This is a genomic window from Pseudomonas sp. PDNC002, assembly GCF_016919445.1.
In the GTDB taxonomy this organism is placed as follows: Bacteria; Pseudomonadota; Gammaproteobacteria; order Pseudomonadales; family Pseudomonadaceae; genus Pseudomonas.
Map to the genome: position 1 here is coordinate 5,757,221 of NZ_CP070356.1, position 21,778 is coordinate 5,778,998.

Annotated in this window: 18 protein-coding genes; 8 read left to right on the forward strand and 10 right to left on the reverse strand. The window is 66.2% G+C overall.

The window, feature by feature from the left end; translation table 11 throughout:
- Positions 1-2 precede the first annotated feature (2 nt).
- The 3 genes from JVX91_RS25955 to JVX91_RS25965 all read right to left on the reverse strand — a co-directional run bounded on the left by JVX91_RS25955 (position 3) and on the right by JVX91_RS25965 (position 4,085).
- Positions 3-2,174 (reverse strand): TonB-dependent receptor family protein, encoded by a 2,172-nt coding sequence (locus tag JVX91_RS25955; RefSeq protein ID WP_205336919.1) that lies wholly within the window; start codon positions 2,172-2,174, stop codon positions 3-5.
- 206 nt (positions 2,175-2,380) lie between these two features.
- Positions 2,381-3,232 carry an AraC family transcriptional regulator gene (locus tag JVX91_RS25960; protein WP_205336920.1) on the reverse strand — a complete coding sequence of 284 codons (852 nt, stop codon included), beginning with the start codon at positions 3,230-3,232 and terminating at the stop codon, positions 2,381-2,383.
- Positions 3,233-3,515: 283 nt separating this feature from the next.
- Complete coding sequence (locus JVX91_RS25965) at positions 3,516-4,085, reverse strand: GNAT family protein (RefSeq protein WP_205336921.1); 570 nt, start codon at positions 4,083-4,085, stop codon at positions 3,516-3,518.
- A gap of 261 nt (positions 4,086-4,346) precedes the next feature.
- Between JVX91_RS25965 and JVX91_RS25970 the strand changes: the two genes are divergently transcribed.
- Complete coding sequence (locus JVX91_RS25970; RefSeq protein ID WP_205336922.1) at positions 4,347-7,823, forward strand: PAS domain-containing hybrid sensor histidine kinase/response regulator; 3,477 nt, start codon at positions 4,347-4,349, stop codon at positions 7,821-7,823.
- A 187-nt stretch (positions 7,824-8,010) separates the two neighbouring features.
- Here the strand turns inward: JVX91_RS25970 and JVX91_RS25975 are convergent, their stop codons facing one another.
- On the reverse strand, positions 8,011-8,469 hold the full coding sequence (locus JVX91_RS25975) for a DMT family transporter (protein ID WP_205336923.1): 459 nt from the start codon (positions 8,467-8,469) through the stop codon (positions 8,011-8,013).
- Between the two features lie 83 nt (positions 8,470-8,552).
- Between JVX91_RS25975 and JVX91_RS25980 the strand changes: the two genes are divergently transcribed.
- Together JVX91_RS25980 and JVX91_RS25985 are read left to right on the forward strand one after the other, a co-directional pair.
- Complete coding sequence (locus JVX91_RS25980; protein ID WP_205336924.1) at positions 8,553-9,497, forward strand: LysR substrate-binding domain-containing protein; 945 nt, start codon at positions 8,553-8,555, stop codon at positions 9,495-9,497.
- 35 nt (positions 9,498-9,532) lie between these two features.
- On the forward strand, positions 9,533-10,783 hold the full coding sequence (locus JVX91_RS25985; RefSeq protein ID WP_205336925.1) for an MgtC/SapB family protein: 1,251 nt from the start codon (positions 9,533-9,535) through the stop codon (positions 10,781-10,783).
- Here JVX91_RS25985 and JVX91_RS25990 read toward each other — a convergent pair whose 3' ends face one another.
- Complete coding sequence (locus JVX91_RS25990) at positions 10,784-11,482, reverse strand: MerR family transcriptional regulator (protein ID WP_240201798.1); 699 nt, start codon at positions 11,480-11,482, stop codon at positions 10,784-10,786.
- Between the two features lie 391 nt (positions 11,483-11,873).
- On the opposite strand from JVX91_RS25990, the gene JVX91_RS25995 reads away from it, so the two are divergent.
- From JVX91_RS25995 to JVX91_RS26010, 4 genes are all read left to right on the forward strand, one after another.
- The gene (locus tag JVX91_RS25995) at positions 11,874-12,758 is read left to right on the forward strand and encodes a M24 family metallopeptidase (protein WP_205336926.1); all 885 of its coding nucleotides are present in this window, start codon (positions 11,874-11,876) and stop codon (positions 12,756-12,758) included.
- Positions 12,755-14,527, forward strand: coding sequence for an SDR family oxidoreductase (locus JVX91_RS26000; RefSeq protein ID WP_205336927.1), 1,773 nt, complete (start codon positions 12,755-12,757; stop codon positions 14,525-14,527). Before JVX91_RS25995 ends, JVX91_RS26000 begins: the two co-directional genes overlap by 4 nt.
- Before the next feature lie 8 nt (positions 14,528-14,535).
- Positions 14,536-15,426: a metal-dependent hydrolase gene (locus tag JVX91_RS26005; protein ID WP_205336928.1), complete on the forward strand. Its 891-nt coding sequence runs from the start codon at positions 14,536-14,538 to the stop codon at positions 15,424-15,426.
- Positions 15,427-15,517: 91 nt separating this feature from the next.
- Entirely contained in the window at positions 15,518-16,864 is a 1,347-nt protein-coding gene (locus JVX91_RS26010; protein WP_205336929.1) for an FAD-binding oxidoreductase, read from the forward strand.
- Positions 16,865-17,114: 250 nt separating this feature from the next.
- Here the strand turns inward: JVX91_RS26010 and rmuC are convergent, their stop codons facing one another.
- From rmuC to JVX91_RS26030, 4 genes are all read right to left on the reverse strand, one after another.
- Complete coding sequence (rmuC, locus tag JVX91_RS26015) at positions 17,115-18,479, reverse strand: DNA recombination protein RmuC (protein WP_205340104.1); 1,365 nt, start codon at positions 18,477-18,479, stop codon at positions 17,115-17,117.
- Positions 18,480-19,050: 571 nt separating this feature from the next.
- Complete coding sequence (locus JVX91_RS26020; RefSeq protein ID WP_205336930.1) at positions 19,051-19,260, reverse strand: hypothetical protein; 210 nt, start codon at positions 19,258-19,260, stop codon at positions 19,051-19,053.
- Positions 19,261-19,336: 76 nt separating this feature from the next.
- On the reverse strand, positions 19,337-20,104 hold the full coding sequence (locus JVX91_RS26025) for an RES family NAD+ phosphorylase (RefSeq protein WP_205336931.1): 768 nt from the start codon (positions 20,102-20,104) through the stop codon (positions 19,337-19,339).
- Positions 20,105-20,473: an antitoxin Xre/MbcA/ParS toxin-binding domain-containing protein gene (locus JVX91_RS26030; protein ID WP_205336932.1), complete on the reverse strand. Its 369-nt coding sequence runs from the start codon at positions 20,471-20,473 to the stop codon at positions 20,105-20,107.
- A gap of 264 nt (positions 20,474-20,737) precedes the next feature.
- Between JVX91_RS26030 and JVX91_RS26035 the strand changes: the two genes are divergently transcribed.
- A complete protein-coding gene (locus tag JVX91_RS26035; protein WP_205336933.1) occupies positions 20,738-21,208 on the forward strand; it encodes an RcnB family protein in 471 nt (156 codons plus the stop codon).
- Between the two features lie 12 nt (positions 21,209-21,220).
- Here JVX91_RS26035 and JVX91_RS26040 read toward each other — a convergent pair whose 3' ends face one another.
- Entirely contained in the window at positions 21,221-21,658 is a 438-nt protein-coding gene (locus JVX91_RS26040) for a hypothetical protein (protein ID WP_205336934.1), read from the reverse strand.
- Positions 21,659-21,778: the final 120 nt, after the last annotated feature.

Genomic DNA, 21,778 nt, shown 5'->3' on the forward strand with positions numbered 1-21,778 from the left:
GGTCAGAAGCCGACGCTGCCCTGCACGTAGAAGGTGCGCGGCTCGCCCAGGTAGATACCGGCGTTGTTGTCGCTGGAGCGGGTGTAGTTCATCTGGTCGAAGATATTCTTCACCCCGGCGGCGACTTTCAGGTTCGACGCCTGCGGACCGAAGTCGTAACCCACCCGGGCGTTCCACAACACGTAGCCGGGGATGTCGCCATACTGGCCGTCGGCGGTCGGTTCGGTGATGTAGTTGTCGGTGAAGCTGCCATTGGCGTTGGTGGTCGGGCCGGGCGCGCGTTGCTTCGACTGGGCGAAACCGTCGACGTTGTAGGTCCAGCGGTCGTGCTCGTAGCGCAGGCCGATGGTTGCCACCTGGCGCGAATAGAGCGGCAGGTCGCGGCCCTTGAAGCCGGGGATGTCGCCTTCGTAGGTGGCGCGGGTGTAGGTCAGCGTGCCATAGGCGGTCAGGCCGGCAAGCACCGGGTCAAGCGCGGCCATGTCGTAGTGCGCCGAAGTCTCGATGCCCTGGTGCTTGGTGGCGCCCAGGTTGGTCCAGCCCACGTCGTTGCTGATGTACTGCAGCTCGTCGTCGAAGTCGATGTAGAACAGCGTGACTTCGCCACCCCAGGTGCCGTTGTCGTAGCGCGTGCCCACTTCGTAGGTCTTCGCCTTCTCCGGCTGCAGGCCGCTGGCGGTGTCGTTGCCACTGCCGCCCTGGCCAAGCTGGAAGTACTGCAGGCTGCCGAAGGAAGTCTCGTAGTTGGCGAACAGCTTCCACGCGTCAGACAGGTGATACATCACCGCCAGCGCCGGCAGCGGCTCGTTGTAGTCCTTGCTGCGGTTCTTCTCCTGGACCGGCTTGCCCTTGTTGTCGATCACAGGGCGCTCATGCCAGTCGGTGGAGATGCGTTCGAAACGGATGCCCGGGGTGACGGTCCAGTTACCCACGTCGATCTTGTCGTCGAGGTAGATGGAGTTCGCCTCGGTGCCGCCGGTGCGGTCCTGGTAGGTGTGGCCGTCTGCGCCCGGAGTCGGCAGCGTCGTCGGGACATTGTTGACCAGAGCGACCTGGCTGGCGCGCTCGTGCATCGCTTCCTTCAGGTAGCGGTAGCCAATGCTGGCTTCCTGGGTGGTCGGGCCGACCATGAAGATCTTCGACACGCGCGGCTCGATGCCGAAGGTGTGGTAGTCACGCGGATAGGACGCCAGGGTCTTGAGATCGCGGTTGGCGATGTTGCTGCCGCGGAAGCTGTCGCTGTAGTAGGTCAGCACTTCGACCTGGGTAAGGTCGTCGATCTGCCGCTTGTACTTGAACGAGACGTCCTTGCGGCGGCCGGTGAAATTGTCGTAATCGCGCACCGACTGGTACGGGTCCTTGTCGAACTGCGCCTGGGTCAGGCCGCCGGGCATGTCGGCGCTGCCATCGTAGTAATGGAAGTTGGCGGAGAACTCGTCGACGTCGGTGGGCGCCCAGTGGGTCTTGAACATCACGTCGTCGATGTCGGTGGCATCGTTGCTGTCGCGGTAGCCCGCGCCCTTCACGCCCGAGTACAGCAGCGCGGCGCCCATGCCGTTATCGGCGGTGCCGCCGAGGAAGGCGTTGTAGAGCTTCTTCCAGCCACCGTGGGAAGCGGTTTCCACGGTGCTGCCGACGTCGCCGGAGAATTCCTTGGGAATTGCGCGGGTGACGAAGTTGATCACCCCGCCGACGTTCTGCGGGCCATAGCGCACGGAGCCGGCGCCACGCACGACGTCGACGCTGTCGAGGTTGCCCACCGACAGCGGGAACATCGACAGCTGCGGCTGACCGTAGGGCGCCACGGCGGCCGGGACGCCGTCGATGAGCACGGTGGAGCGCGGCGACAGGCGCGAGGTCAGGCCACGCACGCCGACGTTGAGGGAAACATCGCTGCCGCCGGTGCCGTTGTTGTCCTGCACCTGCACGCCGGGAATGCCGCGCAGCACGTCGCGCACGTTCTGCGCGCCCTCTTCGATCATCTGCTCGCGACGCACCACGGTGCGCGCGCCGGGGTGGTTCTGCACCACCTGCTGGTCGGCCTCGCCGAGCCAATCACCGACGACGGTGACGGTCTCCAGCTCCTTGGTGTCTTCTTCGGCCTGCGCCGGCAGCAGCGGCGTGGCCAGGGCAACGGCGATCGCCAGACGCGACCACGAACGAACGTGCGACATGCTTCCCCCTCCCCGGGTACTTCGTGAAGGGGCGGCAAATTAAAACCGAATGTAAATTTTGTAAATGCAAATATATCGCAAATGAAAAAATATTCCGATTGACTCGGATTCTCTTTTCGGCGTATCGAACGAGCGCTCAGCGCCGTTGCTTCAAGAGGGCAACAGCCCCTCAAGGGCGCGCTTTTTCAGAAGAACGAAGCGAAAATTCAGGCGGAACGAAACGACCGCGCACAGGCATGGCGATATTCGCCGGGGCCGACGCCATAGGCCTGTTTGAACTGCCTGCTAAGGTGACTCTGGTCGGCGAAGCCCAGCTGCATCGCCACGTTCACCGGCATACAGCCTTGCTTGAGCAACGCGCGCGCCTGCTCCAGGCGGCGCTGCTTGAGCCAGGCGTGGGGAGGCAGACCGGTGGCCTTGCGGAACACGCGGGCGAAGTGGAAGGGCGAAAGTCCGACGGCAGCGGCCAGCTCCTCCAGCGAGGGAGGCTCCATCAGTCGCGCGCCGAGCAATTCGCGCGCTCGTGCCACGGCGATGGGCTCATTTCCGGCTGGCGGAGCCTCGGGAATCCGCGCGTGGCGCTGGAACAGCAACAGCAGCGCCTCGCGCCAGCAGGTCTGGCGCTGCAGCACGCTGGCATCGGAATCCACCAGACGGTGCGCGGCGAAGAGCGCCTGCACCAGCTCCGGATCCTGCACCACGCTGGCGTCGAAGGACGGCGTGCCGCCTGCGCCCAGCTCCAGTTCCTCCAGCACGCCGGAGACCTGCGCCAGCTCCGGGTAGAAGCCGCGATAACGCCAGCCGGCCTCGTCGGCCTTGGAGCCGGTGTGAACCTCATCAGGGTTGATCAACACCACGCTGCCGGCCGGAGCGAAATGCTCGGCGCCGCGATGGTGGAAGCGCTGGGCGCCCTGCTCGATCATCACGAAGGCGAAGCCCTCATGGACATGGGGCGAGAACACCTGCTCGATGTAGCGCGCGTGCAGCAACTCGACGCCGCCCAGCTCCTGGGCGCGCCAGAAGCGGGTGCGTTCACCGCTTGCGTCGTGTTCTGTCATGCACTACCCCATTGCAGCTCCGCCGGCGCCTTGGCCGGGAGCATTGCGTTGTCCGAAGCATCCGTGCTCGTGCCCCCTCACCCCAGCCCTCTCCCGGAGGGAGAGGGAGCAGTCAGTGCCGGCTGAAACTGTGGTTTCACCCTGTGCCGATCAGCCCTCTTCCATCGGGAGAAGGGCAGCCCGTACCGGCTGACTCGGGAGTTTCATCCCGCGCCGATCAGTCCCCTCTCCCATGGGGAGAGGGTTAGGGTGAGGGGTTCAGATGCCGCAGACAGAATATCACTCAGCCGACGAAACCAGCTTCCAGCGCGGCCTTCACCTGCGGCCATTCCTGATCGGTGATGCTGTAGAGGATGGTGTCGTCCAGCCGCCCGCCGGCCAGGCGCCGGTGATTGCGCAATACACCCTCGCGCACCGCGCCAAGCTTCTCGATGGCGCGCTGCGAGCGTTCGTTGCTGGCGGCGGTCTTGAACTGCACACGGACCATCTTCCAGCTGTCGAAGGCGTGGCGCAGCATCAGGTACTTCATGGTGGCGTTGAGACCGCTGCCGTGCTGACTCTGGTCCAGCCAGGTGGCGCCGATCTCGCAGGCCGGCAGCGCCGGGAGGAAGTCCATGAAGCGCGTGGTGCCGACGATCTGGTTGCCCAGGCGCACCACCAGCGGCAGCGCGCGGCCCTCGCGCTGGTCCGCCAGCCCCTGGCGGTACCAGTCGGGACGAGCCGGTGCGCTCATGAACTGCAGGACGTCGCGATTCTGCTCCGCCAGGGTCACCAGGTCCGGTACGTCGGCCTCCACCATCGGCTCCAGGCGCAAGGCCCCGCGCTGCAAGGTGATCGGTAGCGGTCTGAACATGGCGCCCTCCTCGAAACTCAACGCGAAATCATCGCTCACATCAGAGCGTAGCGGCCCGCTGAAGTGCCGCGCACCGGAACGGGCGCGACGGACGGACCGCGAAAAGGCCGGCAAGCTACCAGCCCGGCGCCCGCCCCTCAAGTGTGAGGCGCGACACAGCGCCACTGAGACATTGGTAGCAGGCGTCTGACAGTTTCTGACTTTGGTGCGAAACTGCTGCGAGCGCTCCTGCGGGGGAGCCAGTTCATTTCCGGAGTCAGCATGTCGTTGTCCAGTGGGTTGATCGCAACGGTCGCCCTGCTCTACATGGCGGTCCTGTTCGCCATTGCGTTCTATGGCGACCGCCGTCGCGCCCCTCTTTCGCCGCGTGTCCGCGCCTGGGTCTACAGCCTCTCGCTGGCGGTGTACTGCACCAGCTGGACCTTCTTCGGCGCCGTCGGCCAGGCCGCCGGACAGCTCTGGTCGTTCCTGCCGATCTACGTCGGCCCCGTGCTGCTGATGCTCTTCGCGCCCTGGGTGCTGCAGAAGATGATCGTCATCAGCAAGCAGGAGAACATCACCTCCATCGCCGACTTCATCGCCGCACGCTACGGCAAGTCCCAGGCACTGGCCGTGGTGGTGGCGCTGATCTGCATCGTCTGCGTGCTGCCCTACATCGCCCTGCAGCTCAAGGGCATCGTGCTCGGCGTGAACCTGCTGATCGGCGCCGGGCCCGATTCGGGCGGCATCCGCGCCCAGGACACGGCGCTCATCGTGTCGCTGATCCTGGCCCTGTTCACCATCGTCTTCGGCACCCGTAACCTGGACGTCACCGAACACCACCGCGGCATGGTGCTGGCCATCGCCTTCGAATCCCTGGTCAAGCTCACCGCTTTCCTCGCCGTTGGCATCTTCGTCACCTACGGCCTCTACGACGGCTTCGGTGACCTGCTGGACAAGGCCCGTGTCGCCCCGCAGCTCACCGAGTACTGGCAGGAAACCGTGCACTGGCCGGGCATGCTGCTGCAGACCGGCGTGGCAATGACCGCCATCATGTGCCTGCCCCGGCAGTTCCATGTGCTGGTGGTGGAAAACATCGAGCCGCGCGACCTGAACCTGGCACGCTGGGTATTCCCCGCCTATCTCGTGCTCGCCGCGCTGTTCGTGGTGCCCATCGCCCTGGCCGGACAGATGCAACTGCCGGCGGGCGTGATGCCGGACTCCTTCGTGATCAGCCTGCCGCTGGCCGAAGCCCATCCGGCGCTGGCCCTGCTGGCCTTCATCGGCGGCGCCTCGGCGGCCACCGGCATGGTCATCGTCGCCAGCGTGGCGCTGTCCACCATGGTCTCCAACGACATGCTGCTGCCCTGGCTGCTGCGCCGCAAAGGCGAGGCCGAACAGCCCTTCGAGGTATTCCGTCACTGGCTGCTGACCGTGCGCCGGGTGAGCATCGCGCTGATCCTGCTGTTGGCCTACGTCAGCTACCGGCTGCTGGGGTCCACCGCAAGCCTGGCCACCATCGGCCAGATCGCCTTCGCCGCCATCGCCCAGCTGGGCCCGGCGATGATCGGCGCGCTGTACTGGAAGCAGGCCAACCGTCGCGGCGTGTTCGCCGGCCTCGCCGCCGGCTCTTTCCTCTGGGCCTACACGCTGGTGCTGCCGGTGGTCGCCAAGGGACTCGGCTGGTCGCTGGAAAGCTTCCCCGGCCTGGCCTGGCTCGCCGGCCGCCCGTTCGGCCTGATGATCGAGCCACTGACCCTGGGTGTGCTGCTCTCGCTGATCGGCAACTTCGCGCTGTTCGGCCTGGTCTCGGTGTTCTCCCGCACCCGCGTCTCCGAACACTGGCAGGCCAGCCGCTTCATCGGCCAGGAAATCTCGCAGAAACTCAGCTCGCGTTCGATGCTCGCGGTGCAGCTGGAAGACCTGCTGATGCTCGCCGCGCGCTTCGTCGGCGAGGAGCGCGCGCGGCAGAGCTTCATCCGCTTCGCCTACCGCCAGGGCAAGGGCTTCACGCCCAGCCAGAACGCCAACGACGAGTGGATCGCCCACACCGAACGCCTGCTCGCCGGCGTGCTCGGCGCCTCCTCCGCGCGCGCCGTGGTGAAGGCCGCCATCGAAGGCCGCGAGATGCAGGTGGAGGACGTGGTGAAGATCGCCGACGAAGCCTCCGAAGTGCTGCAGTTCAACCGCGCACTGCTGCAAGGCGCCATCGAGAACATCACCCAGGGCATCAGCGTGGTCGACCAATCACTGCGCCTGGTGGCCTGGAACCACCGCTACCTGGAGCTGTTCGATTACCCCGAAGGCCTGATCTACGTCGGCCGGCCCATCGCCGACATCATCCGCTACAACGCCGAGCGCAACCTGTGCGGACCGGGCGACCCGGACCTGCATGTGGCCAAGCGCCTGTACTGGATGCGCCAGGGCACGCCGCACACCTCCGAGCGGCTGTTCCCCAATGGCCGGGTGATCGAGCTGATCGGCAACCCGATGCCCGGCGGCGGCTTCGTCATGAGCTTCACCGACATCACCAACTACCGCGATGCCGAGCAAGGTCTGAAAGATGCCAACGAAAGCCTGGAGCAGCGGGTGCAGGAGCGCACCTTCGAGCTGTCGCAGCTGAACCAGGCACTCACCGAGGCCAAGGGTACGGCCGAGGCGGCGAACCAATCGAAATCGCGCTTCCTCGCCGCCGTCAGCCACGACCTGATGCAGCCGCTGAACGCGGCACGGCTGTTCTCCGCCGCCCTCTCCCACCAGGAACAGCTGCCCGAGGAGGCCACCGAACTGGTGCGCCACCTGGACTCGTCGCTGCGTTCGGCGGAAGACCTGATCACCGACCTGCTGGATATCTCGCGTCTTGAGGGAGGCCGGGTCAGCGCCGACGTCGCGGCCTTCCCGCTGAGCAACCTGTACGACACCCTCGGCGTGGAATTCCGCGTACTGGCCCAGGAGCACGGCATCGACTTCCACGTGCGCGGCAGCAAGCTGCGCGTGGAGAGCGACATCAAGCTGCTGCGCCGCGTGCTGCAGAACTTCCTTACCAATGCCTTCCGCTACGCCAAGGGCCACGTACTGCTCGGTGTACGCCGCGAGGCCGGCCATCTGCGCCTGGAAGTCTGGGACCACGGCCCGGGCATCCCGCCGGACAAGCTGCAGGTGATCTTCGAGGAATTCAAACGCCTGGACAGCCACCAGACCCGCGCCGAGAAAGGTCTTGGCCTGGGCCTGGCCATCGCCGACCGGCTATGCAAGGTACTTGGCCATCGCCTGCAAGTGCGCTCCTGGCCGGGCAAGGGCAGCGTGTTCAGTGTCAGCGTGCCGCTCGCGCGCCAGCCAGCCCCGACGGCGCTCAACGGGCACAAGGTGGAAACCCCGGAACAACTCAACGGTGCGCAGGTGCTCTGCGTGGACAACGAGGACAGCATCCTCACCGGCATGAACAGTCTGCTGACCCGCTGGGGCTGCCGCGTGCTCACCGCGCGCAGCCGCGAGGAATGCCAGGCTCTGCTGGACGGCGATGCGCGCCCGCAACTGGCGCTGATCGACTACCACCTGGACGATGGGGAACTGGGCACCGACCTCATGGCCTGGCTGCGCACCCGCCTGGGCGAGCCGGTGCCGGGCGTGGTGATCAGCGCGGACGCCCGCCCCGAACTGGTGGCGCAGATCCACGCGGCCGGGCTGGACTTCCTGCCCAAGCCGGTGAAGCCGGCGGCGCTGAGGGCGCTGTTGAGTCGGCATCTGAGCCTGCGGTGATGGTCCTCAGCGCGGGCCAGACACCCTCTCCCCCGCCCTCTCCCTGAAGGGAGAGGGAGTTATCCGTGCCGTTCTTGGTTATGTGCCATCCTGCGAGCGCCGATCTTTCATCGCGCTCCGGACCAGTCCCCTCTCCCTTTAGGGAGAGGGTTAGGGAGAGGGTCCTCCCGGCCGCTCCGCGCTCGACTCAAACCACCCTCCCCCGCCACTGCAACAACACCACCCCAGCAATGATCAGCCCGACAGCCAGGAATCCTTCCGGCGACAACCGCCGCACCGTGAATCCAGCCCAACCGAACTGATCGCACAAGGCCGACATCAGCATCTGCCCGGCCACCACGCAGGCCAGGAAAGTCGCCGCCCCCAGCTGCGGCGCCAGCATCACCGCCACCGTCAGATACGCCGCGCCGAACAGCCCGCCCAGCCAGCCCCACCAGGGTGTGGTGGCAATTCCGGCGGCGGCCGGGAGCGGTACGCGGAACGCCAGCAGCGCGATGATCACCGCCGCCAGGCTGACACCCAGCGACGTCAGGCTGGCGCTCAGCGGATGGCCCAGTTGGCGACCGAGCAACGAGTTGCTGCCGGCCTGTAGCGCCACCAGCGCCCCGACACCAATGGCGGGCAGGAGCAGAAGCAGTTTCGACATTGAAGATTCTCCATGGCTTGTCGATGGCGACCAGCTTCTGCTATCCATCTGGCGCATGGAAATGAATGATTGGTACAACCTGAATGCACTCGATTCATGACTTGCGCCGCATCGACCTCAACCTGCTGGTGATCCTCGACGCCCTGCTCGATGAGCGCCACGTCTCCCGCGCCGCCGAGCGGTTGGCCATGACCCAGCCGGCGGTCAGCCATGCCCTGAATCGTCTGCGCGATCTGCTGGACGATCCCTTGCTGATCCGCGTTGGCAACCAGATGCAGCTGACCCGCCGCGGCTTCGAACTGGCCGGGCCACTGCGCGAGTTGCTCGGCGGCGTGCGTCGGCTGGTGCTGGGAGACGACTTCGATCCCGCCAGCGCGGAGCTGGAGCTGCGTCTGGGGCTGTCGGACTACGGTGCCTGGGTGGCACTCCCCGCCCTGTTGCCGATGCTCCGTCGCGAGGCACCGGGCATCCATCTGGACGTTCGCCAGGCCTCCCGCCTGGACATGGCCGAGCAGGTCGCCCGCGGCGAGCTGGACGGCGCCCTCGGCGTCTTCCCGCTGCTGCCCGAAGGCGTGCGTGCGCAACGCCTGTTCGAGGAACGCTTCGTCTGCCTCTGCGCCACCGACACCCTGGGCGGGCGAGATCGCCTGGGGTTGGACGAATACCTCGCCGCGCCCCATTTGCGCGTAGCGCTCCAGCAGAATCCGGCCGAGGAGATCGATAGCCACCTGGAGCGCCTGGGCCGGCGCCGCAAAGTGGCCGCAACCGTGCCGCACTTCAGCGTCGCGCCTGCCTTGCTGGCGGGCACCGACCTGGTCCTGACCATTGCCGCCCGCATGCTCCCGGACGATCTCGGCGCCCACGGCCTGGCATGCTTCGAACCGCCACTGCACCTGGCGCGCTTCGACTTCGTGCAGATCTGGTCCGACGCCAGCGACGACGATCCGGCACGTCGCTGGCTGCGCGGCAAGTTGGCCCAGGCCAGCGGCCTTGACCTACGGCAATCGCCACGCGGGCGCCTGACCTAGACTGCCGGAAGCCCATTCCACAGGCACCTCCCCCCATGCTGGAAACCGTCCTGGACCTCACCACCGCCCTCGCCATCGGCCTGCTGATCGGCGCCGAGCGCGGCTGGCGCCAGCGCGACAGCGACGACCTGCGGCAGATAGCCGGGTTGCGCACCTTCGCCCTGACTGGCCTGCTCGGCGGATTGGCGGCGCTGCTGGGCGCCCATCTGGGCGTGGCGGTGTGGGTCGCGGTACTCGGCGCCATCGCCCTGCTCGCCCTCGCCGGCTACCTGGGCGACCTGCGGCGCAGCGGCGACCAGGGCATGACCAGCGAAATCGCCTTGTTGGCCACGTTCGTCCTCGGCAGCCTGGCCGTGACCGATCAGCGCCTGCTGGCCGCTGGCTGCGCCGTGGTCGTGGCGCTACTGCTGAGCCTCAAGGAAACCCTGCGCACGGCACTTCGGCGCTTGACCCTGGCCGAGCTGTCCGGCGCCTTCAAGCTGCTGTTCATCTCGGTCGTGCTGCTACCGGTGCTGCCCGACCAGGGCTACGGCCCGTGGAAGGTGTTCAACCCTTACGCCACCTGGTGGATGGTGGTGCTGATCGCCGGCCTGGGCTTCGCCGCGTACCTGGCCATCCGCCTGGTCGGCGAGCGCAAGGGCCTGCTGATCACCGCACTGCTCGGCGGGATCATCTCGTCCACCGCCATGACCCTCACCCTGGCCCGCATGCACCAGCGCCGAGCGTTGGAGCCGCTGCTGGCCAGCGGGTTGCTGGCGACCTCGGCGTTGATGTTTCCGCGGGTGATGCTGGAAATCGGCGCGCTCAACCCGGCGCTGCTGGGCAAGCTGGCCGCGCCGCTGGCCGTGGCGACGCTGGTCTACGCCGCCGGCGCGCTCTACCACTGGAGGCGCTCCCGGGAAACGAATGGCGCGGCCGCCAGCGAAGCGCCGTTGCGCAACCCCTTCGAGCTCATGCCGGCGCTGCGGTTCGCCGCGCTGCTGGCACTGATCCTGTTCCTGGTCGAAGCGTCCCGCCGCTACCTCGGCGATGTGGGCGTGTACCTGGTCTCGCTGATTTCCGGGCTGGCCGACGTGGACGCCATCACGCTGTCCCTCGCCCGCGGCGCGCAGGGTGATCTGGCCAGCACGGTGGCGGCCCAGGGCATCGCCCTGGCGGTGCTGAGCAACAGCCTGGTGAAAGGCGCGCTGATCCTGATGGCGGGAGGACGGCGGCTGGCGCTGCTGACGCTGCCGGTGTGCGCGGCAGGCCTGCTGTGTGCCGGCGCAGTGTTGCTGCTCGGTTGATCAGTCGGGCGTTTCCAGGCGCCGGAGGATCTCCCCGACGCGCTCGCCGAGCATCTCGTTGGCCGAGCGTTTCAGGCCACGCGCCAGCTCCACCAGCACCACCTGTTCCGCCACCGGGCGCAGGCGCTGGAACACCTCGGCGAGGCGCTCCAGATCTTCCGCGCCAGGCAGCAGATCGACGCCAGGCTTGTCCACCAGGTGGGTCACCACCAGCCGCACGATGCCGGCGGCGAGGTGCTCGGTATCCGTGCGCAACACGGCCAGATGGTCCAGCAGCGCGGCCAGCGGGATACCGGCGCGGTACAACTCGACGCCGGCGTTGAACAACCGCGGGCTGGGGATGCTGATGCGTTCGCCATCAAAGGCCAGCAGGCCCTGCGCCAGCGCCTGGTCGATCACGGCGTCGTTGAGTTCGTCACCGAAGAGTGCCTGCAGATCGCTGAACTCGATGTTGCCGGGCGACTCCAGGTTCCACGGACCGACGATGGCTTCGTCGAGGCCGAGCACGTGGTCCAGGTCGTGGCCACGCTCCCAGCTCTCCAGCAGTTCCTTGATGTTGGCGATGTTGTAGCCGCGCTCCAGCAGGCGGTTGATCAGCCGCAGGCGGCGCAGGTGGCTGGCGAAATACACCCCGGCACGGCCCCGGCGTTCCGGCGGCGGCAGCAGGCCGCGATCCTGGTAGGCGCGCAGGTTGCGCACCGTGGTGCCGCCCTCGCGGGCCAGCTCATCCACGGAATACTCGCGCTCGTCCTCCATCGCGGAGGGCGCGTCGTCCGGGCGTTGCAGCAGGCGCTGCAGGAGGTTCAGGGGTGTGCTCATGGCGCGGATGATAGTCACCGTTCCGCCCTCAGAACAATCGAAAGCACTAGTTCCAAAGTGATCCGCCGCACAGCCCGGCGGCCCAACCAAAGACGGGAACTGTACCCGCCGGATTTCTCCCTCTCGGCCGCAACCCGCGCCGCCAGCGGCTCCCCGCTGCGGTAACACTCCACGCCCGCTACGCACGCATGGCGCAACGGCAGCCGATGGGTCAGCATCGATTGTGACATCGCTCGATGTAACGATAACAACAACCAGCCTGGAGAAAGTCATGTCCCAAGGCGCCTGGGTGCCCACCCCCGAAGACCTGCGGCACTTCCGCGAGATTCAGCAACTGGCCTACCGCTGCTGCGAAACCATTGCCGGCGAACTGCGCCCGGGTATCAGCGAGCGCGAAACCGCCGCGCTGATGAAGACCTGGCTGCTCGATCACGGCGTGCGCGACTGGTTCCACCAGCCCTTTGCCTGGTTCGGCACACGCACCTCCTTCAAGGGCTTCGATGGCCTGCGCCACCTGGGCGGCTTCAACCTGGCCTTCTACCCCGGCAAGCAGCGCCTGGAGGAAGGCATGCCCTTCATCCTCGACTGCGCGCCGACCCTGGGCGCCTACACCGCCGATGTCGGTTACTCCGGCGCACTGGGCCACAACCTGCTGGTGGAACGCCTGATGGACGACCTGCTGGCGCACCGCAACCTGATCCTCGAGCAGGTTCGCCAGCGCCTGCCGCTGGCCGAAGTCAGCCAATCGGTGGATCGCCTCTGCCAGCGCCAGGGCACCTTGCCGCGGCACAAGGCCTATCCCTTCGAGGTCCTAGCACACCGTGTGGAAAAACTCGGCGCGCGTAACAGCGGCCCGTCGGTGGCACGCTTCGGCGTGCGCAACATCGCCACCTTGATGAAGAACGCCCTGGTGACCGGCCGCAAGGAAGGCTGGTCGCCGCTGTGGTCGAGCAACGACCGTTCGCAGCACGCCCCGACGCCCGGCCTCTGGGCCGTCGAACCGCACCTGGGCCTGCGCGGCGTGGGCGCCAAGTTCGAGGAACTGCTGGTGGTCACCGAGGACGACGCCTACTGGCTGGACGACGACCTGCCCCACGTGCGCCGCTGGACCGAGCGCGGCCTGATCAGCGCCCCGGCGCGGCGGGAGGTGGCATGAACGCCATGCTGGAGAAGACCCTGCCGGCGCCGGAACGGCTGGACGTGCAGTCCGGCAATGTGCGCCTGGCCGTCTGGCGCTGGGGCGAGGCGCACCTGCCGATGGTGCTGTTCGTCCATGGCTATCCGGACAACCATGAAACCTGGCTGCCGCTGATCCGCCACCTCTCGGGGCGCTTCCAATTGGTAGCCTACGACGTGCGCGGCGCCGGCGAATCGGACAAGCCGCGCAAGACCCGGGATTATCGTCTGGAACTGCTCAGCCAGGACCTCAAGGCCGTGCTGGATGCCGTCAGCCCGCAGCGCGCGGTGCACCTGGTGGCCCACGACTGGGGCTCGATCCAGACCTGGGAGAGCGTCACCGATCCGCAACTGCGCTCACGCATCGCGTCCTATACCAGTGTCTCCGGCCCTTGCCTGGATCATGTCGGTTTCTGGATGCGCGACCGCCTGCGCCGCAAGACGCCGCGCGCGCTGCTGCAGATGCTCAGCCAACTGGTGCACTCCTGGTACATCTACTACTTCCACCTGCCGCTGCTACCGTCGCTGTCCTGGCGCTTCGGCGCGGCGAAGGCGTGGCCGCAGTATCTGCGCAAGGTCGAAGGCATCCGCAATCCGGTGCGCAACCCGCACCAGGCCAGCGATGGCGAACACGGCGTGAAGCTCTACCGGGCCAACTTCATCACCTCGATCTTCAAGCCGCGCAAGCGCCATACCGAGGTGCCGGTACAACTCATCGTGCCGACCCGCGACCGCTACGTCGGCCAGCAACTGTTCCAGCAACTCTCGCTGTGGGCGCCGCGCCTGTGGCGCCGTGATGTCACCGCCGGGCACTGGCAACTGCTCGCCGAGCCCGCCCAGTTGGGCAACTGGATCGACGAATTCGTCAGCCATATCGAAGGCAGCGAAGCCTCGCCTGAACTGCAACGCGCCGCGCTGAAACCCGGCGCCGGACCTTTCGCCGGCAAGCTGGTGGTGGTCACCGGTGCGGGCGGCGGCATCGGCCGCTCGACGCTACTGAGCTTCGCCGAACGCGGCGCCAGCGTGCTGGCCGCGGACATCGACCCGGCCGCCGCCGAGCGCAGTGCGGAACTGGCCCGCGCGGTCGGCGCCAGCGCCAGCAGCTACTGCGTGGACGTGGGTGACAGCGCCGCCATGGAACGCTTCGCGCAGTGGGTGAAGAGCAGCCTTGGCGTGCCCGACATCGTGGTGAGCAACGCCGGCATCGGCATGGCCGGGCCGATGCTCAAGACCACCCCGCAGGAATGGGAGCGCCTGCTGCGCATCAACCTGTGGAGCGTGATCGACGGCTGCCGGCTGTTCGGTAAGCAGATGGTCGAGGCCGGCAAGCCGGGGCACCTGGTCAACGTTGCCTCCGGTGTGGCCTTCGCGCCGTCGCGCAACTACCCGGCCTACGCCACCAGCAAGGCGGCGGTGCTGATGCTCAGCGAATGCCTGCGCGCCGAACTGGCCGGCCATGGCATCGGCGTCAGCGCGGCCTGTCCGGGCTTCGTCGATACCGGCATCGTCCAGGCCACGCGCTTCGCCGGCCTGGATGACGAACAACAGGCGAAACACCGCGCCAAGGTGCAGCGCTTCTACCGTCGGCGCCGGCTCAGCCCGGACACAGTCGGTGAGCGCATCACCCGCGCGGTGGAACGCAACCAGCCGGTGGTGAAAGTCGGTAGCGAAGTGCACCTGGGCGCCCTGCAATGGCGCTTCATGCCCTGGCTGTCGCGCCTGTTCGCCCGCCTCAATCTCACTGCCTGAGAACTGCCATGAACGACCATCATCACAAGCTCGTGCAACGCAAGGTGCAGTTCGACTACACCGACTCGCCCCTGCACTGGATTCCCGGCGAGCCCGAGGCGTCCCACATGATCAACGTCATCCACATGATGCTGCCGGCGGGCGAACTGTGGTTCTGCCGGCTGTACAACAAGGCGCTGCCCTTCGTGAAGGAAGGCCGGCTGCGCGAGGACGTGCAGGGCTTCATCCGCCAGGAAGCGATGCACGCCCGCGCCCACTCCGGTGCGCTGGAGCGCTACCTGAGTCACCATGGCATCGACTCCACGCGCTACCTGAAAGTCATGGACTACCTGTTCGAGCAGTTGCTCAGCGATACGCCGCTGGGCATCGAACTGTTCAATCGCACCCCCTGGCTCAAGCGCTGGTGGATCGGTCAGCGCTGCGCCATCGTCGCGGCGGTGGAGCACTTCACCTGCATCCTCGGCAAATGGATTCTCGAAGCCGATGCGCTGGACCGCGCCAAGGCCGATCCGGTGCTGCTCGACCTGTTCCGCTGGCACGGCGCCGAGGAGGTGGAACACCGCAACGTCGCCCACGACCTGCACGTGCACCTGGGCGGCACCTTCATCAGCCGTCAGCTATGGATGTTCGTGGTGTGGCCGCTGATCATCTACCTGTTCGCCTTCGGCACCCGCACCCTGTCGCGGCAGGACCCGACCATTGCCAAGCCGCGCTCCTTCGCCGCGATCTGGCGCGATGGTTCGAAGTCCGGCGTACTGCCGAAGATCAGCTCACTGGCGACCAGCTTCCTGCGCTACTTCAAGCCCTGGTACCACCCGGACCATGAAGCCAACACCCAGGAAGCACTGGACTATCTGGCCCGCTCGCCGGCCGCCAGCCGGGCCGCGCGCGCTTCCTGAGCGCCTCTGCCCGCGTGCCCGCGCAGTGGATGCGTGGCGCGCGCCAAACGCATACTGCGGCATCTTCCAGTCGTTACAGGGATGCCGCCGTATGCCGATGGGAACCTATCCGCTTCACCCCGCCCTTTCCTCCCGCGTGGAGCGCCTGCCGGAGCAGGTGGACGTGGTCATCGCCGGCAGCGGCATCATGGGCTGTGCCACCGCCTGGTATCTCGCCGGGCAAGGCATGAGCGTACTGGTGCTGGACAAGGCCGGGCTGGCCAGCCAGCAATCCACCCGCGCCTGGGGCTTCGTTCGCCAGCAAGCGCGCGACCCGGCGGAAGTGCCGCTGATGATGGCGGCTATTCCACTCTGGGAACGTCTTGAGGAAGAGCTGCAGCTACCGCTGGAGTGGCGCCAGGGCGGCTGCCTGTATCTCGCCGAAACCCCGGAGCAGCGGCAGAAGTATGAGGACTGGCTGAAAGTCGCCGCCAACTTCGGCCTGGACACCCGCCTGCTGGGCCGCGTCGAAGTCGCACAGCTGATGCCCGGCCTCACCGATCCCGGCCTCGGCGCGCTCTATACCGCCAACGATGGCCAGGCCGAGCCGCGCCGCGTCGCTCCCGGCTACGCCCTGCGCGCTATCGAGCGCGGCGCCGTCTTCGTCGAAGGCTGCGGCGTCACCGGTATCGATCGTGCCGCCGGTGCCGTCTGCGGCGTGCAGACCGAGCGTGGCTATGTAAAGACCAGGCACCTGTTGATCTGCGCCGGCGCCAGCAGTTGGCGGCTGGTGCAAAGCCTTGGCCTGGAACTGCCGCAACAGGCCGTGCGCTGCACCGTCTCGCGCACCAGTCCGGGGCCGGATGTCGGCGCGCAGAGCTTCATCGGCCACGGTATCGGCTTCCGCCAGCGCGCCGACGGCAGCATCAACCTCGCTGACGAAACCCAGGCCGACATCGATCTGAGCTTCGATTACCTGCGCGGGGCCAGGCACTACCTGCCGCACCTGCCGGCCAACCGCGCGAGCTTCTCCTTCAAGCTCAACGGCGCCCTCTTCCACGACTTGCGCCAGCACCTGCCGGGCTCCGAGCGCAACGTGAACGGCCCGGTACTGGGCGAGCGCGATCCACAGGTGAAGGCGAACACCACGCGCGTCTTCGCCGCGCAGCAGAACCTGGCGAAGGCCTTCCCGGCGTTACGCGATGTGAAAGTGGTGGAAAGCTGGGCGGGATTGATCGACGTCCTGCCCGACGGCATTCCGGTGCTCGATGCGCCAGCGGAAGTGCCCGGACTGCTGATCGCCACGGGCTTCTGCGGCCACGGATTCGCCCTGGGGCCGATCGTCGGCAAACTGATGAGCGAGTGGATGCTGCACGGTCAGGCGGGAATGGACCTGCATGCGTTCCGACTGCGTCGCTTCGCCGATGGCACGGCGGGCAAGCCCTACTCGCTGTTCTGACTCATCGCGGGCATTGCCTGCCCCGACAAAGATCAAGAGCCTCTCACCCTCGCCCTCTCCCGCACGCGGGAGAGGGGTCCGCTCGGTGCAGGATGGTTCTTCGGCGTCAGTCGGCACGAACGGCTCCCTCTCCCATGGGGAGAGGGCTGGGGTGAGGGGAAGTATCGGCACGGAGCTCCCCCCTGAAAGACAGTTGCTCCTACAGGGAGAAAAATGCGTTCGGGGGGGAAGAGGCAACATGGCTTCGCCGTTATTCGCCCTCTTCCACCAACGGCGCATCGTCACTCAATGCACGCTCCAGCCACTCCGTCGGCAGACTCTTGCTCGCCCGCGCCCCCAGCAGCTTCACCTGCTCGGCACGGCTGATCAGGTTGCCGCGCCCTTCGCTGAGCTTGTTGCGCGCCGCGGCGTAGGCCTTGTCCATCTGCTGCAGGCGGGTACCCATCTCGTCGAGGTCCTGCACGAAGAGGACGAACTTGTCGTAAAGCGCCCCGGCGCGCTCGGCGATCTCGCGGGCATTCTGGTTCTGCCGCTCCTGGCGCCACAGGCTGTCGATCACCCGCAGCGTGGCGAGCAAGGTCGTCGGGCTGACGATCACGATGTTGCGCTCGAAGGCCTCCTGGAACAGATTCGGCTCGGCCTGCAATGCCGCCGAGAAAGCGGCTTCGATCGGCATGAACAACAGCACGAAGTCGAGGCTGTGCAGCCCTTCCAGGCGCCGGTAATCCTTGCCGGAAAGTCCCTTCACATGGTTGCGCAGTGACAGCACATGGGCCTTCAACGCCTGCTGCCGGATGACCTCGTCCTCGGCGGCGATGAATTGCTGGTAGGCGGTCAGGCTGACCTTCGCGTCCACGACCACCTGCTTGTCGCCGGGCAGGCGGATCAGCACGTCGGGCTGGAAGCGCTCGCCGTCCGGGGCGCGCAGGCTCACCTGGGTTTCGTACTCGCGGCCCTTCTCCAGGCCGGCATGTTCGAGCACCCGCTCCAATACCAGCTCGCCCCAGTTGCCCTGGGTCTTCTGGCCCTTCAGAGCGCGGGTCAGGTTGGTGGCTTCTTCGCCCAGGCGCAGGTTCAACTGCTGCAGGCGCTCCAGCTCCTTGGTCAGCGAGAAGCGCTCGCGGGCCTCGGCCTGGTAGCTCTCCTCCACGCGTTTCTCGAAGGACTGGATGCGCTCCTTGAGCGGGTCGAGCAACTGCCCGAGGCGTTGCTGACTGGACTCGGCAAAACGCTGCTCACGCTCATCGAAGATCTTTCCGGCCAACTCAGCGAACTGCGCGCGCAGATCGTCTTTTGCGGCCTGCAGGTCGCCCAGGCGTTGCTGGTGATTTTCCTGTTGTTCGCGCAGTTCGGCGGACAGCGCGGCATGCTCGGCGGACAGGCGGCGCAGCTCGGCTTCCTTGTCGGCACGCTCGGCCTGCCAGTCCTGTTCGGCGTTGCCCAGGCGCGAGCGCTCTTCCCTGCCCAGTTCAACCTCGCGACGCAAAGCCGCCGCTTCGGCAGAGAGCTCACCGTACCGGGCACTCAACCGCTGGAACGCCTCGCGATCGGCATCAGCCTGGGCGGATAAACCGTCCTGCGCCAACTGCGCGGTGGCCAGGCGTTCACGCAGCAGGTTCGTCTCCTGTTCGACTTCCACCCGCCGCGCCTGCAAGCGCCAGGCGAGTGCCGCCAGGGGCAGCAATCCGGCTAGCGCACCGAGCAACAGAGCGGACAGATCAAGGGGCATGCAGAACTCCGAGGGGGCAAAAATCAATCCCGACAGTCTAACAGTCCACCGCTCTTGAGACGCTTTGTCACTTGCAAAGGCCCTGGAACAAGGGTCCAGAGCAAGCGCTCGGGACAATCCACAGAAGCTGTGGATAACTCAGTGGAGAACTTGCTTAAAACAGGCCCTACCCCCAGAGAACTGGGGCCACATGACAGATTGGTGATTTTTTCACCAATAGAAATTTGTCTTATTTTTCAATAAGTTAAAAAACGCAAGGAAAATTGCGAGCTGGCCAAATGCAATGTTTCAGGGACTTGACAGGACGCATCAGCATTGTGCACAAGTGCGCGCCATGCAACGGCCCACCGCCCCGTTTCAGGGCAGTGGATAGGAAGGGTTCTCAGGCAGGCTAGGGGTTCAGCGCGGCGAAGCGCGCGCCGTACGCTCCGTATCCGGCACCACTACCTGAGACAGGTCATGCGATCTGCACCTCGCGGCGCGGTAAACGCTGGGGGCGAGCGACCTTGGGCGGGTTAGGCAGCGGAATGGCTTGCCGCTCGGCGGCACAGACCCGCGCGTAAACGCGCTCAGCCGTGCTGCGGCTGCTGCAATCGAAGAAGAACTGGTTGAGGTAGACACGCCAGCGACGACTGTCGCTGGGATGGACGGCTATCCGTATATCCATGGTTGGCGCTCCCTGCTTGGCCATCCAGCAACATACACCGCATCTCATGACGCGACTGTAGCGAAACGATGAACGGTCAGGCCGGAAACGGCAGCTTTCCGGCCACCAGATACTTCTCGCGCCGGAAGATTCGTGGGCTATCCGGAACCTGGCCGTGCTTGAACGCGACGTACCCCGAGGTGGTTTCGCACAGCCACGGCATAAGGTTTCGCGGGCGTTTTTCGGTAAAGGCCGATGGCACGAACAGGGCCACATTGCTGCCCCCTTGTGGACAGCGTGCGGAGCGATACTCGAAGGCCTCGATGCCAGCGTCCCGCATGGCGCTTCCCAACCCCTGGGTGACGCGATAATCCTGCGGATCGCACAGCGCCCTCTCATGCTCGCGGAACGGCGGCAGCTGCAAGCGGACGCCCTTCTGCACCTGGAAGCGCGCTTCAAAGGAAGCATGTTCGGAGAGAATCCGGCCGCTGGGCGGTGGCTCGCTCATCCCCTCCCAGAGCACGAGGCGGTAATACGCCGACTCCGCCATGGCGGTTTCCAGCTTCAGCGCCGCATAGAACAGGCTGGGCTCGTGGCGCCGGCCAAAGCGCGACCCCCAGCGCAGCGGTGGATAACGAAAGGGCGTCTTCAACAGATAGTGCAGCGACTCGGCAGGAATCGGCATGCGCGGCTTGCTGGTTTCCAGCAACTCTTCCAGCAGTGCCTGCTCTTCCAGGGTGTCCACCAGTTGCAGCGTCGCTACCTGGCCCTGGCTTTCCACCAGTCGCACCAGCCGCCCGCGCATAGGTGCGACAACGGAGTCTGCATACTCAGCCCAGAGACGGGCGCCAGCCTCGAACGACATTCAGGCCTTGCCCCGGATCGCGTCGAGGTACTCGACTACCGCCACCAATCCCTGCACTTGCTCCATGAGCTCCAGCGGCGCGCCGCCCAGGTGATGGTTCGCGGTGCGCAGGAAGTGGCGCATATCCTCCAGGTTGCCGCCGAACAGCGCGAATAGAGAGCGGTAGATACGCACAAGCAACAGAGCCAGTTCGCCCGTCTTGCTGTCCACGCGCAGGCCGCCCTGCTTCCAGCGGCTGACCGCGCTGCGATCCACGCCGACGATGGCGGCCAGCTCCTGCTGGGTCATCGCCAGATGCTCGCGTGCGGTCAAGACAGCCTTCGCCAGCACGGCATCGGCGGCGGGATTTTCTTTCAGCAGAGCGCTCATGACCAAGCCCCATTGGTGTATTTGATGCAAACATAGCACTAAATGCTGTATTCACACAAAGCGCTGCGCCCCAATCGGATATCGACACCCTCGGCTCGACGGCATGTCTCTGGCGCTGTCAGAACGGTCAGATTCTTTACCACACCTTTACCTGGCCTTGGCGTTGGCTGACCCGCCACTTCGGTCTCATGAAGTACCCGGATCGACCGGGAAATGAAAGCCGGAAGTTCGCGCCGACATGATCGGCTGCGCAAGGAGAACACCATGAAGAAAACCGTCGCCCTGTTCTGTGCCGCCCTGATGCTCGGTAGTCCGCTGGCGAGTTTCGCTCAGCCGGGGAACGGCCCGGACCATGCCCGGCCCCATCCGGACAATCGCCCGCAGCAACAGCAGCAGCGGCCCCCGCAACAACAGCCACACTCGCCGCAGCATCAAGCACACAACGGCCCGCACAATGGGCACGATTGGCGGGCCCAGCCGGGACATGCCGATCCGCGCTACTACCGCAATCCGAGCTACCGCCCACAAGCAGGCATGCCGGTGCCGCATCGTGACTGGCGACGCGGCGTGGTGGTGCAGCCGGTCTACCGCGGCGACCGCTACTGGGTCACCGACTGGCACGCGCGTCACCTGTACGCGCCGCCGCGCGATCACCGCTGGCTGTATGTCAATGGCGACTACGTCCTGGTCGCCATCGCCAGCGGTCTGATCGTCAATATCCTGGCCGGTTACTGATCCCGGCCAGCTTCAGGCAGTGGCGCTGAGCAGCGCGCCGGCCCCGCCCCCGCCGTTGCGAATCGCCTCGGCCAATGCCGCGGCGGTCTGCTGCAGGGCGGCACTGGTGCTGGCGATGCGGCTCTGCAGCCCCATCAGCGTCGCAGTACGCTCGCTTTCCGAGGAATAGCGGCGTTGCTGTGCGGCTGCCAGCTCGCGCTGCTCCTCCTGCAACTGCTTCTGCAATTCCTTCAGGCGCTTCTGCAACTGCTCAACTACGGAGCTGCCCTTGCCGCCGGAGCTACTGGCACTCTTGCCCGAAGCAGCCGCACCACCCGCTTGCATCCGAGTGCTCGCCGCGTCCTCGGATGTTGCCTCGCCAGTAGCTGCCGAAGCCGATGTGCCGGTATCGCTGGCCACGCGTAGCTGATTGGCGAACATCGGGTTCGCCGGGTTGATGGAAAGGCTCATGCCCGCGGTCCTTTTTCCGGGAATTCAGCCACGCTATCGGCCGCTACGGGGAAATCTTGAAAGAGCGTTCCCACCCGCCAGGCAAAGGCCCTAGGATAGGCGCCTTCATTCCTCAGCCTA

What these genes read in the sequence shown, in the direction of transcription:
- JVX91_RS25955 (WP_205336919.1), bottom strand. Translation starts at nt 2,174, where the DNA reads ATGTCGCACGTTCGTTCGTGGTCGCGTCTGGCGATCGCCGTTGCCCTG.
- JVX91_RS25960 (WP_205336920.1), bottom strand. Translation starts at nt 3,232, where the DNA reads ATGACAGAACACGACGCAAGCGGTGAACGCACCCGCTTCTGGCGCGCC.
- JVX91_RS25965 (WP_205336921.1), bottom strand. Translation starts at nt 4,085, where the DNA reads ATGTTCAGACCGCTACCGATCACCTTGCAGCGCGGGGCCTTGCGCCTG.
- JVX91_RS25970 (WP_205336922.1), top strand. Translation starts at nt 4,347, where the DNA reads ATGTCGTTGTCCAGTGGGTTGATCGCAACGGTCGCCCTGCTCTACATG.
- JVX91_RS25975 (WP_205336923.1), bottom strand. Translation starts at nt 8,469, where the DNA reads ATGTCGAAACTGCTTCTGCTCCTGCCCGCCATTGGTGTCGGGGCGCTG.
- JVX91_RS25980 (WP_205336924.1), top strand. Translation starts at nt 8,553, where the DNA reads ATGCACTCGATTCATGACTTGCGCCGCATCGACCTCAACCTGCTGGTG.
- JVX91_RS25985 (WP_205336925.1), top strand. Translation starts at nt 9,533, where the DNA reads ATGCTGGAAACCGTCCTGGACCTCACCACCGCCCTCGCCATCGGCCTG.
- JVX91_RS25995 (WP_205336926.1), top strand. Translation starts at nt 11,874, where the DNA reads ATGTCCCAAGGCGCCTGGGTGCCCACCCCCGAAGACCTGCGGCACTTC.
- JVX91_RS26000 (WP_205336927.1), top strand. Translation starts at nt 12,755, where the DNA reads ATGAACGCCATGCTGGAGAAGACCCTGCCGGCGCCGGAACGGCTGGAC.
- JVX91_RS26005 (WP_205336928.1), top strand. Translation starts at nt 14,536, where the DNA reads ATGAACGACCATCATCACAAGCTCGTGCAACGCAAGGTGCAGTTCGAC.
- JVX91_RS26010 (WP_205336929.1), top strand. Translation starts at nt 15,518, where the DNA reads ATGCCGATGGGAACCTATCCGCTTCACCCCGCCCTTTCCTCCCGCGTG.
- JVX91_RS26020 (WP_205336930.1), bottom strand. Translation starts at nt 19,260, where the DNA reads ATGGATATACGGATAGCCGTCCATCCCAGCGACAGTCGTCGCTGGCGT.
- JVX91_RS26025 (WP_205336931.1), bottom strand. Translation starts at nt 20,104, where the DNA reads ATGTCGTTCGAGGCTGGCGCCCGTCTCTGGGCTGAGTATGCAGACTCC.
- JVX91_RS26030 (WP_205336932.1), bottom strand. Translation starts at nt 20,473, where the DNA reads ATGAGCGCTCTGCTGAAAGAAAATCCCGCCGCCGATGCCGTGCTGGCG.
- JVX91_RS26035 (WP_205336933.1), top strand. Translation starts at nt 20,738, where the DNA reads ATGAAGAAAACCGTCGCCCTGTTCTGTGCCGCCCTGATGCTCGGTAGT.
- JVX91_RS26040 (WP_205336934.1), bottom strand. Translation starts at nt 21,658, where the DNA reads ATGAGCCTTTCCATCAACCCGGCGAACCCGATGTTCGCCAATCAGCTA.